Here is a 14037-nt window from a genome sequence, read left to right as displayed (position 1 = left end):
TCACTTTGCCTGTTGTGACGACCCGAGCTGGCGGAACCCGCGGGTCTTCTTGGTCATGAACTTGAGGTAGGAACCCACTGGCATCAGCCGCTTGAACCAGTACGCCTTGCGATCACCGGAATGCGGCAGGACGAGGTACTGGTTTCTCTCGACCGCGCGATAGATGCGATCAGCAATTTCAGCGGCAGTGATCGGCGCTTTTTCGAACAGCCGTTCAATCTTTTGCACAGCGGCTGGGCTGTTGCTGCGCATGGATTCGGTAAGGTTTGTGCGAAAGAATGACGGACACACGACCGTCACACCGATGTTATTGGAGGCAAGTTCGATACGCAGCGTTTCGGAGAAGGCGACGACGGCAGCCTTAACCGCGTTATAGCTGCCCATCATCGGCGGATGAACAAGCCCGGCCATGGATGCAGTATTGACGAAATAGCCCTTACCCTGCGCCTTGAAAACGGGAGCAAAAGCCTGACAGCCGCGCACGATGCCCAACAGGTTGATGTCGAGCACCCACTGCCATTGTTCGATGGGTTCACTTGCAAGCGCACCGGCGGTGGCAACACCAGCATTGTTGAACACGATATCAACGCCGCCCCACGTGTGCTGCAACTCTTCAGCGACTGCCTGTAGGTCCCGCATCTTCGTCACATCGCAATGACGATAGATGCCCTCGCCGCCGACCGCGGAAATCAGAGCAAGCGTTTCCTGCCCTCGTGCATCATTCAGATCCCCAATGCAGATGAGTGCGCCTTCACGTGCCCAGCGCAAAGCAATCTCCCGGCCGAGCCCTGACGCGCCACCAGTGACAAAGATACGCTTTTTCATGGATTTCATCCTTTGCTGCAATCAGGTGAGTTTGACGACGACGCTCAATGGCAGAATGCGCATGAGAAAGCCCATGGGTCCCCATGGCCACCAGGGAACGGATGCTTTGGCCGGTTCGCGTTCGATTGCCTTGACCAGCAATTGGGAACCGGTCTTGGCGTCGACTTCAAACGGCAGTTTCGGTGCGCCTTCGTTGATTTCTGTGCGGATATAGCCGGGGAAAATCGTGCTGACCTTGATCGGCGTCGCCATCAACTCCGCATGGATACCCTCTGAGAGTGATGCCAGACCGGCCTTGGTCGCAGCATAGGTGGTCAAATGTTTAGGCAGTCCCCGCACGGCGCTCATCGATGAGATGGTAACGAGATGACCGCTGTTCTGCTTGCGAAAAATTTCGACCGCAGCTTCGCATTGCGCCAAAGCAGCGACGAAATTTGTCTGGGCCGTCTGGACATTCTGGCTGAAATGGCCGGTGCCGATGCGCTTGCCCTGCCCTACACCTGCATTGACGATAATGCGATCAATCGATCCGAACTCCTCCTGCACCTCGCGGAAAATGCGGAACACTGTGTCATATTCATTGACGTCGAGCGCCTTGACGATGACCTTTATGCCCGGATGCTTGCTCTCCAGCTCGGCTTTCAAAGCGTCCAGCCGTTCCGTACGCCGGGCACAGAGGGCGAGATTGCGTCCCATCGCGGCGAACTCCCGTGCCATGCCATCACCCAAGCCGGAACTGGCACCTGTGATCAAAATCGTTTTGCGTATGCCCATCATGAACAGCCCCTAATTTCCGCTCTGGCGGATAATGCGCCGGCATCGCCAATCAAAATAATTCACCATGATCCAGATGTTCTTGAAGGCCGGATTGCGTGTCTGGCGGTGGTAATAGCGGTAATAAATCTGCTGCGCGATGACAGCCAGCCGGAACAGTCCGAACACTTCGTAGAACGCAAAATTGCTGACATTCAAACCGCTCTTGCGCAGATAATAGTCAACGACTTCGGTACGCTTCATCATGCCCGGCATAGCCGTTGGCTGGCGTTGCGTCATCTTCATGAAGTAGCCGTCCCCCGACTCCACCCAATAGGCGAGCATGCCGCCAAGATCCATGAGCGGGTCGCCCAACGTCGCCATTTCCCAATCGAGCACACCGATAATGTTGGTCAGGTCCTGCGGATCGAGCACGAGATTGTCAAAACGCCAATCATTGTGGATCAGGCATGTGCCGGTATCCTGCGGGATATTGGCTTTGAGCCAGGCTCTGACATAGCTGAAGGATGGCGTGTTCCACGTATGCGCCTTGACGCATCGTTCCGACCAGCCAAACACCTGTCGTTGCACATAGCCATTGCCTTTGCCGAGTGAGCTGAGGCCAGCCGCCGGCACATCGATCCGGTGAAGCTCGACGAGTTTGTCCAACATGTTCTCGCACAAATACCGGGTGTCGGTTGCAGCAAGCTTGACGCCATCGGGCATCCTGCGGCGCGGGATAATACCTGCGATACGCTCCATGACATAGAATTGCGCGCCGATGACACTTTCATCGTCGCACAGGCCAACCATTGTAGGCACAGCGGGGTAAAATGGCTTCAACGATTTCTGTACGGTGTATTCACGCCCCATATCGTGGGCGGATTTCGCCTTGGTGCCCGATGGCGGTCGGCGCAGGATCAAATCATGCTGTGGATATTGAAGCCGGTAGGTCCAATTCGATGCGCCGCCGGAAAACTGTGTCACCTCCGGCACACCCTCTACGGGCACGCCAAGCGATTGCAACCAGAGGCTCACTGCTTCGGCGTTCAGTTCCTCACCCGCACGCACCTTGCCCGCATGATCGACAGCACCTGAACCTGTCATAGGGGCCTGTGGTTATATTGGAGGCCTGAGATTACTTTTTCAGTCATTTCACAAATCCGTGCTTGGCCAGTTCAATCCGTGCAATCAACCCCTTGTGCACCTCATCCGGCCCGTCCGCGAGGCGCAATGACCGGGCCTGAATGAAGAACTGCGCCAGCGGTGTATCGCGAGATACACCCGTTCCACCATGAATCTGTATGGCGTTATCGACAACACTTTGTAGCATGTTGGGCGCAATCACCTTGATAGCGGAAACTTCGGCCATGGCTCCCATCGGTCCCAGCACATCGAGTTTCCATGCGGCGTGCAGGGTTAGAAGCCGGGCCTGATCAATCGCGATGCGGGCATCAGCCAGACGTTCGCGGTTGCCACCCAGATTGATGATCGGCTTGCCGAATGCAACCCGCGACATGCCACGGGCGATTGTCAGGTCAAGCGCCGCTTCGGCGGCTCCGATACAACGCATGCAATGGTGAATGCGTCCGGGGCCGAGACGTCCTTGGGCAATTTCAAACCCTGCACCCGGCGCCTTGACGACATTGGTCAGCGGCACCTTCACATTGTTGTAGTGCACCTCGCCATGCCCATGCGGTTCGTCAAACTCGCCAAATACCGATTGCATACGCACGATCTCGACACCGGGCGTATCCAGCGGCACCAGCACCATGGAATGTTGATGATGACGATCTTTGGTATCATCCGGCGTCCGGGCCATGGCGATAGCGACCCTTGAGCGCGGATCGCCAAGACCGCTGGACCAGTGCTTTTTGCCGTTTACGACGATCGAATTTCCATCGACGATGGCTGTCGCCTGCATATTGGTCGCATCACTGCTGGCAACATCAGGTTCGGTCATGCTGAACACCGAGCGTATTTCCCCGGCCAGCAATGGCTTCAACCAAAGCTCCTGCTGGTGTTCGGAGCCATATTTCCACAACACTTCCATATTGCCGGTGTCAGGCGCATTGCAATTGAAAATCTCGGGCGCCATGAAGCTGCGCCCGGTCTCTTCGGCCACAAGCGCATATTCGAGGGTCGAAAGACCAGCGCCGAGCTTTTCGTCAGGCAGGAACATGTTCCACAGGCCTTCGGCCTTGGCCTTGGCTTTTAGCTCCTCAACGACAGGTGAAATCTGCCACCGCTTCCAGTCATTGCCATGACCAGCGGAAGCAATATCGGCCCAATATTGTTGCTCGACAGGCTGGATATGCGTGCGCATGAACGCCTTCACGCGCTTGACGAAATCCTGAGTTTTGGCGCTCGGCGTGAAATCCATCGATAATCGGTCCCGTCTTTTCTGACACGAGACTATCGCCATGCAACACATCAAACAAATTATATGTCTTTATGATCAATCATGAACTGCACTTATATCTTTGGAGAGGGATGCTCCGCCGCCGTACTTGCTCATCACCTCGGCAAAGAGATCCCGCATCCAGCGATGGCCCTGATCCTCATCGCGTGCGGCGTGCCAATACATGACAAGATCAATCGGCGGGATAGCCAAGGGCGCAGCCAAAACATCAACGGCAAGTACCGCCGACAGTTCAAGCGCATAGGTACGCGGCATGGTCAAAACCCAGTCGGTTTCGGCAATTACCTTGCATGCTGCAAAGAAATGCTGACAGCGCAGACCCACCTTGCGGCCCTGCCCCTGTTCCGCGAGAATATAGTCGATGGGCTCCATGCCTTCGATGTGCGTCACAAGCACATGGGTGGCAGCAACATAGTCCGCCTGCGTGATTTTGCGGCTGGAAAGCGCATGGCCTTGTCTGACCACCACCGCATTGGGTTCACGCAGCAACGTCTTTTGCCGGATATGCGGGCCAACCTTGATCTTGCGATCAATTGCCAGATCAAGACTGCCCGACGCCAGCTCTTTCTCGAAGATTTCGCGCGCCACACGCCGGCTGACCACACAAACACCCGGCGCTTCGCTCGCAAGCTGGCGGATCAGCGGCGAGAACGTCGCCGATTCAAGCACATCGCGCAGTGCAACCTTGAAATCCATGCTGAGCCGCGCAGGTGAAAAATCCGTGGCGGTCTCAACGGCGGCATAGAGACCGTGCAGGCTGCGGCGAACGTCGGCGATGATGCCGCGTACCCGCTCCGTCGCGACCATCCTGTTGCCCTGACGCACAAACAGCTGATCGCCAAACATGTCACGCAATCTGGCGAGGGAATGGCTGATAGCAGGTTGGGTCAGATGCAATGCACGCGCTGCACCGGAAATGCTGCCATTGGCATGAATTGCATCCAGAACGCGGAACAGGTTCAGATCAAGACGGTTATCAAAATTGTTCATAGGCAGACATTAGAACTGATCATATGATTTATACTAGGTCGTACACTTATAAATCTGATTGAAATGGTATGCGGCCATTTGTTCGGATACAAGGAGCAAAGGCGATGGGAATGTTTATCCATTCTCAAGCCTTTGCGACGCAGTAGCCGGGCAAATGGACCATATCCTCTGGACGCCGAAACGGTTGCAAGCTGCAGTGTCGAGCCGCTCAGCCGGGGGAAGGGCCCCGCCCTTCGCGTCTCTCCTCGCATCTTCTTGCCGTTTCAGGCGCCATTTCGATCATATTTATAAGTGTACGACCTAGGCCGTACATTTATAAATCCGTGTTTTGACACCGATAAGACATCAATGGAGGCACCCCATGAGCGCGACCAACAACCGCCAGATTATTTTGCGCGAAAAGCCCTCAGGCAAACTTCAGCCGGACCAGTTCGGGCTCGTCGAGAACGCGCTCCCCGAACCGCAGGATGGGGAAATATTGGTGCGGGTACTCTACATTTCGCTTGATGCGGCCAACCGGGCCTGGATGCAGGGCGCGACCTATCGCGCGGCGGTCGAGCCCAATTCTGTCATGGCAGGTGCCAGCATCGCCGAGGTTGTAACGTCAAAGGCGCCGAATTTTGCACCCGGTGACATCGTTTTTGGCGATACAGGCTGGCAGGATTTTGCCGTGTTGCCAGCAAAACACCTGCTCAAGATGCCGCGGATAGAACCCCTCACCCATCTTCTCAGTGTCTATGGCATTGCAGGCCTGACGGCGTATTTTGGCCTGCTTGACATAGGCCGGGCGCAAGCGGGCGAGACTGTCGTGGTTTCAGCTGCGGCAGGTTCCGTAGGCTCACTCGTCGGCCCGATTGCAAAGATCAAGGGCTGCCGCGTCGTTGGCATCGCAGGCGGACCCGAAAAATGCGACTGGCTTACATCGCATCTCGGATTTGATGCGGCGGTTGATTACAAGGCCGGTAATCTCTTCCACAATCTGCGCGCGGCTGTTCCCAGCGGCATCGACGTTTATTTCGACAATGTCGGCGGCGATATTTTCGAAGCCTGTCTGGCGCTTATGAACAATCACGGGCGGATTGCCTGCTGTGGGGCTGTTTCGCAATATGACGGCTCGCCATCGGCCAGCGGACCACGGGGGGTGCCGGGGCTCATCGTGGTCAAACGTCTCACCGTGCAGGGCTTTGTTGTCATGGATTATTTCAACCAGCGTGAGCGGGCCCTTGCCGACCTGCAAGGCTGGGTCGCATCGGGCAAACTGAAGGTTGAGGAAGACATTATCAATGGGCTCGAGAACACGCCCGCCGCGCTGATCGGACTGTTGGCCGGTGAAAACCGCGGCAAGCGCATCGTGAAGGTTTAGCGGCCCGCAAACAAAAAAGCCAGACCCGTGAAGGCCTGGCTTTTCCGTCAGAGAGTTCCAACTGAATGGTGATCCAGCTGGTTTTTGGTCGGAGTGGCCGGATTCGAACCGACGACCCCTTGACCCCCAGTCAAGTGCGCTACCGGGCTGCGCTACACTCCGTCATCTCTCTTCCGGTGCCGAACCCCTAAATTACCGGGGTTTTTTTGGCAATAGTCCGATCGTTAGAAAAAAAGAAACTGCACACAAATGCATGACAGCGAAGCTTTTCGGCACTCCTCCGCGAATGGGGATGGCAGCGACGGTCAATCGTTACCGGGCGGAGACGTCTCCCAGCAAAGTGGCAATTGTATCAGGACGCCAATAGGGACAAGACCGGCCCTATACGGGTGTTGGTGATCACTATATTCTTCCTGAAAAGTTCGCGGATAAAACCGTGCATTTAGGGGAAACAGCATGACCGGGAAGGTTCAAGACAATAACAGAGCCCTGATAAGGCTGGTCTACGAGAAAACACGCAAAGGCGGGCCGGAATCAACCGCGCCGCTGCTTGACAGCGAGTTCGTCGCCCGCATCGGTGACAGCGTGCCCTGGGGCGGTATTTATCAGGGACCGGACAATTATCTCGGCCCTTGCGTGCACAAATATTCGCTTTATCTCGATCCGACTTCCGTTGTCTATGAAACGCTGAATTGCGAAGAAGATGAGGTGCAAGCGCTTGTGCATCTCAAAATGCATGACGGTGGTAAAACGGTGCCGTTTCTTCACACCTGGACGGTGCGGGGTGAAAAGGTAATCCGTCTCAATTCGGTATGCTTACAGCCCGGCCTGCTTTCAGTCCTGCCTCTGCCTAGCAGGCAAAAACGCCCCAAACGCCTCAAATTCTATGAGCATCTCATGTTGATGCGGCGCCCACGCTGACAGAAAGGGCTTATGCCTACGTTTCTTGGAATGGTACAATGGTGCTGTTAGCGTTCCGCTAGTCAATCACAATTAGGCGGCCGGTTTCAACCTTGCTTTTCACCCACTGCTGTTCGTCGGCCCAGGCATGACGTTTCCAGCCTTGCCAGCTGAATCCACAAACTGAAATGTCCCAGTTGGCGAACTGCTTGTGATTGAGGACATAGTAAATTCCGAAATATCCGGTGCTGGGAAAAACCTTACCCATCTGAGCTTCGGGCAATCCCAATTCCCTGCATCCATTCAAATAAAACTGTACGGGGAGAATTGTATTGGCTTTCCCAACGGCGCCGAGAGCTTTCACAGTTTCCATGGTCCAGTCTGAACGGCGTCCCTTGATTTGCGACAGGGGATTGGGTTTTGGAAAATACCGCGCGATGATGTGCGGATGGTAGGCCAAAATGACCTGTTCCGCCGCCTGCAGGATAGGCGATTGGAGGAAAAGGGGGTCTGACAAACGCCGTTGCATAGGCTTGCCGGCGTTGCACATGAACAGAATATCGGTCCTTGTACCCGACATGCCGATAGAACATTTGGGTTCGTTGAAACGAACGACAAAGTCCGAGGCATCTATCGCGGCCGACAGATCTGCGGCAATCGGTCCATTGCCAACGATGTGCATCTTTTGATTCATGGCATACTGGTTTTGAATGATGAGATTGATATCAACGAAAGCGTCCGTCAGGTTGTATTCGCACCCCGGGACATTACTTTCTGCTACCTCAAGCTGAAATAGAGGTCAAACGATATCAAGCTCCAGATATTATCGCGCAAGGTCAAAAAAGCTCGCGTAGCCGATCAAGGACGATCTATCTATTCAAATAAAAAAATGTCAGAAGACCCTGCCCGCAAGGGCACGGCGCGACTGCTATCAGCTTTAGGATAGGGTCGGGTGGGCTGATTGACGTCTCTCCCGCTGCCACGAAAGGACGTGGCCGTCTTTAATTCCCATTCTCGAGCAAATGCTCGCTGCTAGGAAACGTCGCTTAGCATCTGGCCGCTCGGCATCCATTTTAACAAAATCGGAACAGCGTAATTACCTTGCAATCTACGTTTGGCAATTTCCGGCCGAATTGTCGAAAATGGTCAAGAACGTCATGCGCAGTGATACAAGCAGGAAAAGTTTAAGCGGAATCACAGTGCTTGTTCTGTGGTTCATTGCGTTGGGAGAACTGCTGCTTTTCTCTCTCTTTGATATTCTGAATTAAACAGAGCCGGTTCTGAAACGCTTTAACTGATGTCCAACAACAGCGGAGACGCCTCGTTGAACTACGTTTGAAGTGACCACGGGAATTTTCTCGAGCACAGAATGTCGGATTCCCGCTTAGCCAATCGTCTTCAATGCAGCAAGCTATGGAGAACAGCGATGACGATTACCATTACAGTCTTTGAACGCTCCCCCGATCAAGGCAAAGGTCTGGCGCGTGACATGCGCGTTCGCTGGGCGCTTGAAGAAGTGGCTCAGCCCTACGATGTCCGTCTTGTATCCTTCAAGGCAATGAAAGAACCCGCGCATCTGGCGCTGCATCCTTTCGGGCAGATCCCGACCTATGAGGAAGGCGATCTCACTCTGTTCGAGTCGGGGGCGATCGTATTCCATATCGCACAGCGCTATGCGGGCCTGTTGCCGGACGATGCCAATGCGCGGGCACGCGCGATCACATGGATGTTTGCCGCAGTCGGCACCGTGGAGCAGCCGATCATTGAGCGTCAAGTTGCCATGTTTGCGGAGGGAGACAGGAGCTGGACCGCTGAGCGCCTGCCTCTCATTGACGACCGCATCAGGGATCGGCTGGGCGAACTTTCCACCCGGCTCGGTGATGCCAACTGGCTCGACGGCACGTTCAGCGCCGGTGACCTCATGATGGTTCACGTGTTGCTCAGGCTGAGACGATCGGGAATATTGGCGGAATATCCAAATCTTGATGCCTACGTGGCACGCGGCGAAGCACGGCCCGCATACAAGCGCGCCTTCGCGGCTCAGCTGGAGGTTTTCACTGCGGAATCTACCCGCTGAGAAAAGCTCGCACCGGATCGACAGCTAGCGTTCAGCGCACCCTTGGCCGCATTCTAAACAGCGGAACAACATGGGAAGTTTTTCGGTATATTTTAAATGTTCATCACATTTTTGTTACAATACCGTGATATATCTACTTATTTAAGTACTCTTGTATAATTACTTTATATTTACTTGAACTAATCTTACAGTTGCAAATTCGCAACAATAATAAAACGTTCGTTGCCAACATTACGGATTTGTAATTTGACGTTTGACTCTACGACCAAAGTCGCGGAATACCAAATTGTCACTACCAATCTCATGGAGAGCAACAATGAATATCAAGAGCCTTCTACTCGGCTCCGCTGCAGCCCTGGTTGCAGTAACTGGCGCACGCGCTGCCGATGCAGTTGTCGTCGCTGAACCAGAAGCCGTCGAATATGTTCGCGTTTGCGATGCATACGGCAAAGGCTTCTTTTACATTCCAGGCACCGAAACCTGCCTGAAAATCGGCGGCTATCTGCGCGCTGACGTCAAGGGCGGCGACAGCGTTTATACTGGCGGTCACGTCAATCAGGGCAGCGATCCTGAGAGCGATGGCACTTACTACTTCCGCACACGTGCGACAGTACGTTTCGATGCCCGTTCGGAAACCGAACTCGGCACATTGCGTTCGTACATTGAAACCCGCTTCCAGTACACGAACGGTGCCAATGCAACAGAACTTCCGCAGGCTTACATTGAGCTCGGCGGCTTCCGCATCGGCGTTAGCGATGCACTGTTCGGTTCGTGGACAGGCGCTGCTGGCAAGGTCATCAACGACGACGTGATCAACTACCAGTCTGGCGTAAGCAATCAGGTCAGCTACACGTTCAATGCTGGCAATGGTTTCTCGGCAATCATCGGCGCTGAACAGGGCCGTGTACAGGATGCCAGCTATTTCAGCTACGACTATCGTATCGACGACTACATGCCACATGTTCTGGCAGGTGTGAAGTTCGAGCAGGCTTGGGGTGCAATCTCCGCTGTTGGCGGTTATGACTCCGTTGTTGAAGAATTCGGCGGCAAGGTTCGTTTGGATGTGAAGTTCACAGACACCGTTTCTGCCTTCGTCATGGGTGGCTATCAGTCCAACTACGACGATGCACCACGCGGCAAGCGTAACTGGTACGGCACCTGGGAAGGTGATTGGGCTGCTTGGGGTGGTCTCTCCGCCAAGGTTTCGGACAAGGCAACTGTCAATGCACAGGTCGCCTACGAATCCGAAGGCACCTACGCTGCGACAGCAAACGTTGCATACGAACTGGTTCCTGGCTTCGTTATCACGCCTGAAATCAGCTACACCAAGTTCGATGGCGCCCGTAAGGACTTCGCTGAAAGCCGCATCGGCGGCAAAGACGATGCATTCGGTGGCATGATCCGCTTCCAGCGCAACTTCTAATCCTTTTGGGGATTTGAAGACAGATCCGGGGGCCTGCCCCCGGATTATCAGGCCTTGGCCCAACAAACATTTTGTTTGGTAATGGAGAAGGACTGCATTGCCAAACTGGGATGATGAGATCTCCAGTCACGTCATTTTTTAAACGGTGAGCTTAACGGCTCACCGTTTTTTATTTTGCGATCACCCAAAACCGCCGCTCTACATGTTGTGATTTGGATAGAGGCATATTTTACGATAAGCTCCCATGAGAATGCAGGAGGTTACGGATATGCGTGATCTTGATATCTTGCTTGCAGTCATTGCGATCATCTTGCTGGCATACCAAGCGAAACATTCGCACTGAGTTTAAAGCCCGGAAGGCCCGACTGACACTCTATCAAATGCGCTGCACAAGCTTTTAAGCATCGTACAATTTGGACACGCCTGCAAAATACCCATCGAGTCTTTGGCACAAGCCAAAGGCGGTTGGCCGTCAGGGAGTGACAGACTATGGGAGAAGCGATTCTTCATCATACCCCACACCATGCAAAGCCTGCTTCGCCAAAGACGATGCAGAAGGTGAGCGGACAGATTCCAAAGGCCGCTTGCGATCCAACAAAACTCTCTTCAATCCTGCGTCTGGCCAAGGGTGGTTTCAGCCACAGGCGCTTCAAGGAGCACGTCAAGTAACGAAGAGTTTCAATGAAAAAGCCCGCCACCGTTTCTTCGGCAGCGGGCATTCGTTGTGACATGCTCTTGGCAGCGTTCTGCGCCGTCTTATTTTGGCAGAAGAACCTTGTCGATGACGTGAATTACGCCGTTTGACTGCTTGACGTCGGCAATCGTGACGTGAGCCACGTTGCCCTTTTCATCCTTGATGGAAATCTTTCCACCCTTCTGGCTGACTGTCAGGACACAACCGCCAACAGTCTTTACCTTGTGTGCCCCACCATCATCCTTGATCATCTTCTTGATGGTTGCTGACATGGCATCAGCAGCCACCACGTGGCAGGTCAGGACCTTTGTGAGCGTTGCCTTGTTTTCCGGCTTCAACAACGTATCAACGGTGCCCTTGGGCAGCGCGGCGAAAGCTTCATTTGTTGGTGCAAAAACTGTGAAAGGGCCCTTCCCCTGAAGGGTTTCAACCAGTCCTGCAGCCTTGACCGCTGCAACAAGCGTTGTGTGGTCCTTCGAATTAACAGCGTTCTCGATAATGTTCTTGTTGGCATACATAGGGGCGCCGCCAACCATCGGGTTGTCCTTCGCCATTGCAGTTCCGCCCAGCGCTGTCAGTGCCAATAGGCCAGCGAAAATACCTGCAGTCAATTTACCCATTTTTTTGCTCCGCGTTTGCCTCCCCGTCCTGGGGAATGCAAACAATTACGAAGGCTGGAGCGTGAAAGTTTCTCTTGGTTGAATTTATTATTATCCGATGCGGAGATTTTCGCAAAAAAGCATAGGAACATAAGCAGCCCCTGCCCGTTGTAGTCCTGTCCCATTTACAGGAGCATTCAGAATGGCACTATTTTCCAAGAACGCAGATGATATCCAGGGTGATGTTGAGGAGCAGATCGCAGCCTTGCGCAAAGAGATATCGAAAATTACCGCTTCTCTCTCAGACTTGGGCAGCGAAAAATTCGACGATGTAAAGCGCGTCGCAACCAAACAGGTCCGCTATGCGGCAGATACCGCCAAGGAAAACCCGCTGGTTACGCTGGCGATTGTGGCAGGTGCCGCATTGCTGATCGGCCTGATTTCCCGGCGTTGAAATAAAGGATGTTTGACATGGATAATGCAGAAGCAATCCGCAATGAAGACGATCAAGCGCGATTGAAGCGTGAAATTGAAGATCTGAAACAGGATCTTGCTGCGCTTACCAAGTCACTCTCAAATAAAGGCGTCCAACTGCTCGATGATCTCACGGATGATGATAATTCGACATTCGACGCCATCAAAGACGGCGGGCGCAGAGCAGCGCGCGCTGTGGGACATCAAGCGAAGAAGGTTGGCGATATACAAACACAGAATTCAGTGTCCACACTGATGATCATCGCAGGGCTCGGAATCGTCATCGGCATGCTGGCCCGCTAAAAATATTTTTATTTTAGCGGCGGAACTTTTATCAAACAGCGCCGTTATTAATGCACTGGTCCCCCAACCAGCTAGGCTGAACCCCACAGCCGACCCCAAATCCCAGCTTTCATTTCGGTGAAAGCTGGGTTTTTTGTTATAAAAAAGCTTATCTTACCTGGTCCAACAGGCGCTTGCATTCCAAAAGGTCGAAAAGCGTTTCCTGAAGCAATGTCCGGTTATCTTTTGAAAGACGTTTTCCGTCAGCTGCAACCGGACCTTCATCATCTCCCTTGAGCAATCCAAAGAGCCGGCGCCCATGCGGCGCAGATTTGCCGGAGCCCATGACTGCGGCTTCTTCGGCAGCATCAGCGCGGTCTTGCTCAGCCGATATAGCCTCTTCTTCGCGTACGGCCGCCTGCTTTTGCTGGCTGATGGCTTCTGCCGCAGCCGTATCGCCGCTGCCAAGCGCGATGATAAACTGCGTGCCGTTTTCCCGTAGAAGCCGCTGTACGCCCTTGATTGTATATCCCTGATCGTACAGGAGATGACGGATGCCCTTGAGGAGATCGACGTCCAAAGGCCGGTAATAACGCCGGCCGCCGCCACGTTTCATTGGCTTAATGTGAGTGAACCGTGTTTCCCAGAAACGCAGGACATGCTGGGGAAGATCGAGGTCTTCTGCGACTTCGCTGATAGTTCTAAAGGCGTCGGGACTCTTGTCCATGTTTTCACCCTTTCAGGAGAAAATCTGATTCGACCCCCATTTCAGCGGTTTATGCAGTGATTTTCAAGTACAACGCGAGATTGCCCCACAGCAATCTCGCTGACAAAGCCTGTCAGGCCATGCAATTCACTAGGCTGATTTCTTTTTTCTCGCCTGATGAGAGCGCAGAATGCGCTGCTTGAGCACATTGGACGCTTTGAACGTCATGACCCGGCGCGGCAATATAGGCACCTCTTCACCCGTCTTCGGGTTGCGGCCAATGCGTTCGTTCTTGTCTCTCACCTGAAACGTGGCGAAAGACGACAATTTCACTGTCTCGCCACGAACAATTGCATCACACACTTCGTCAAGAATGGTCTCGACAAGTGAAGCTGACTCTGTTCGCGAAAGCCCTACCTTACGATAGACTGCTTCGGCCAGATCAGCGCGCGTAATGGTCTTACCCCCCATACGATCTCTAAGCTCTCGTTTGTTGCAAAACTATCAAGGTGGAAGCGGAAGTTATAGG

General features: G+C 53.7%; 16 protein-coding genes and 1 tRNA gene. 7 read left to right on the top strand and 10 right to left on the bottom strand.

Going from position 1 to position 14037, the window contains the following annotated elements; all coding sequences use genetic code 11:
* The 5 genes from HB779_RS12530 to HB779_RS12510 form a co-directional block, all read right to left on the bottom strand.
* On the bottom strand, positions 1–825 hold the full coding sequence (locus HB779_RS12530; RefSeq protein ID WP_188342718.1) for an SDR family oxidoreductase: 825 nt from the start codon (positions 823–825) through the stop codon (positions 1–3).
* A gap of 21 nt (positions 826–846) precedes the next feature.
* On the bottom strand, positions 847–1602 hold the full coding sequence (locus HB779_RS12525) for an SDR family oxidoreductase (protein WP_210302590.1): 756 nt from the start codon (positions 1600–1602) through the stop codon (positions 847–849).
* 9 nt (positions 1603–1611) lie between these two features.
* Positions 1612–2685, bottom strand: coding sequence for a phosphotransferase family protein (locus HB779_RS12520; protein ID WP_188342717.1), 1074 nt, complete (start codon positions 2683–2685; stop codon positions 1612–1614).
* Positions 2686–2728: 43 nt separating this feature from the next.
* Complete coding sequence (locus HB779_RS12515; RefSeq protein ID WP_188342716.1) at positions 2729–3961, bottom strand: acyl-CoA dehydrogenase family protein; 1233 nt, start codon at positions 3959–3961, stop codon at positions 2729–2731.
* A gap of 75 nt (positions 3962–4036) precedes the next feature.
* The gene (locus HB779_RS12510; RefSeq protein ID WP_188342715.1) at positions 4037–4990 is read right to left on the bottom strand and encodes a LysR family transcriptional regulator; all 954 of its coding nucleotides are present in this window, start codon (positions 4988–4990) and stop codon (positions 4037–4039) included.
* A gap of 361 nt (positions 4991–5351) precedes the next feature.
* Here HB779_RS12510 and HB779_RS12505 point away from each other — a divergent pair, with 361 nt between their 5' ends.
* Entirely contained in the window at positions 5352–6353 is a 1002-nt protein-coding gene (locus HB779_RS12505) for an NADP-dependent oxidoreductase (RefSeq protein ID WP_188342714.1), read from the top strand.
* Between the two features lie 85 nt (positions 6354–6438).
* Here the strand turns inward: HB779_RS12505 and HB779_RS12500 are convergent.
* Positions 6439–6515, bottom strand: a tRNA-Pro gene (locus HB779_RS12500).
* A 294-nt stretch (positions 6516–6809) separates the two neighbouring features.
* Here HB779_RS12500 and HB779_RS12495 point away from each other — a divergent pair.
* Entirely contained in the window at positions 6810–7274 is a 465-nt protein-coding gene (locus HB779_RS12495) for a hypothetical protein (RefSeq protein WP_188342713.1), read from the top strand.
* A 58-nt stretch (positions 7275–7332) separates the two neighbouring features.
* Here the strand turns inward: HB779_RS12495 and HB779_RS12490 are convergent, their stop codons facing one another.
* Complete coding sequence (locus HB779_RS12490; protein ID WP_244642357.1) at positions 7333–7935, bottom strand: hypothetical protein; 603 nt, start codon at positions 7933–7935, stop codon at positions 7333–7335.
* Positions 7936–8679: 744 nt separating this feature from the next.
* Here HB779_RS12490 and HB779_RS12485 point away from each other — a divergent pair.
* The 3 genes from HB779_RS12485 to HB779_RS12475 all read left to right on the top strand — a co-directional run bounded on the left by HB779_RS12485 (position 8680) and on the right by HB779_RS12475 (position 11422).
* Positions 8680–9330, top strand: a complete 651-nt coding sequence (locus HB779_RS12485; RefSeq protein ID WP_188342711.1) for a glutathione S-transferase family protein — start codon at positions 8680–8682, stop codon at positions 9328–9330.
* A gap of 316 nt (positions 9331–9646) precedes the next feature.
* Positions 9647–10753, top strand: coding sequence for a porin (locus HB779_RS12480; RefSeq protein WP_188342710.1), 1107 nt, complete (start codon positions 9647–9649; stop codon positions 10751–10753).
* Positions 10754–11242: 489 nt separating this feature from the next.
* Positions 11243–11422: a hypothetical protein gene (locus HB779_RS12475; RefSeq protein WP_188342709.1), complete on the top strand. Its 180-nt coding sequence runs from the start codon at positions 11243–11245 to the stop codon at positions 11420–11422.
* Positions 11423–11509: 87 nt separating this feature from the next.
* Here the strand turns inward: HB779_RS12475 and HB779_RS12470 are convergent, their stop codons facing one another.
* A complete protein-coding gene (locus tag HB779_RS12470) occupies positions 11510–12001 on the bottom strand; it encodes a fasciclin domain-containing protein (RefSeq protein ID WP_244642628.1) in 492 nt (163 codons plus the stop codon).
* Between the two features lie 247 nt (positions 12002–12248).
* Here HB779_RS12470 and HB779_RS12465 point away from each other — a divergent pair, with 247 nt between their 5' ends.
* Together HB779_RS12465 and HB779_RS12460 are read left to right on the top strand one after the other, a co-directional pair.
* Complete coding sequence (locus tag HB779_RS12465; protein WP_188342707.1) at positions 12249–12500, top strand: DUF883 C-terminal domain-containing protein; 252 nt, start codon at positions 12249–12251, stop codon at positions 12498–12500.
* Between the two features lie 17 nt (positions 12501–12517).
* Positions 12518–12823 carry a hypothetical protein gene (locus HB779_RS12460; RefSeq protein WP_188342706.1) on the top strand — a complete coding sequence of 102 codons (306 nt, stop codon included), beginning with the start codon at positions 12518–12520 and terminating at the stop codon, positions 12821–12823.
* 148 nt (positions 12824–12971) lie between these two features.
* Here HB779_RS12460 and HB779_RS12455 read toward each other — a convergent pair whose 3' ends face one another.
* Together HB779_RS12455 and HB779_RS12450 are read right to left on the bottom strand one after the other, a co-directional pair.
* Positions 12972–13529 carry a MerR family transcriptional regulator gene (locus HB779_RS12455; protein WP_188342705.1) on the bottom strand — a complete coding sequence of 186 codons (558 nt, stop codon included), beginning with the start codon at positions 13527–13529 and terminating at the stop codon, positions 12972–12974.
* A gap of 129 nt (positions 13530–13658) precedes the next feature.
* Entirely contained in the window at positions 13659–13979 is a 321-nt protein-coding gene (locus HB779_RS12450) for an integration host factor subunit alpha (protein ID WP_091883889.1), read from the bottom strand.
* Positions 13980–14037 lie beyond the last annotated feature (58 nt).

This window comes from Phyllobacterium sp. 628 (assembly GCF_014189505.1).
Classification (GTDB): Bacteria; Pseudomonadota; Alphaproteobacteria; order Rhizobiales; family Rhizobiaceae; genus Phyllobacterium.
This window is presented reverse-complemented; position numbering and strand designations above follow the sequence as displayed.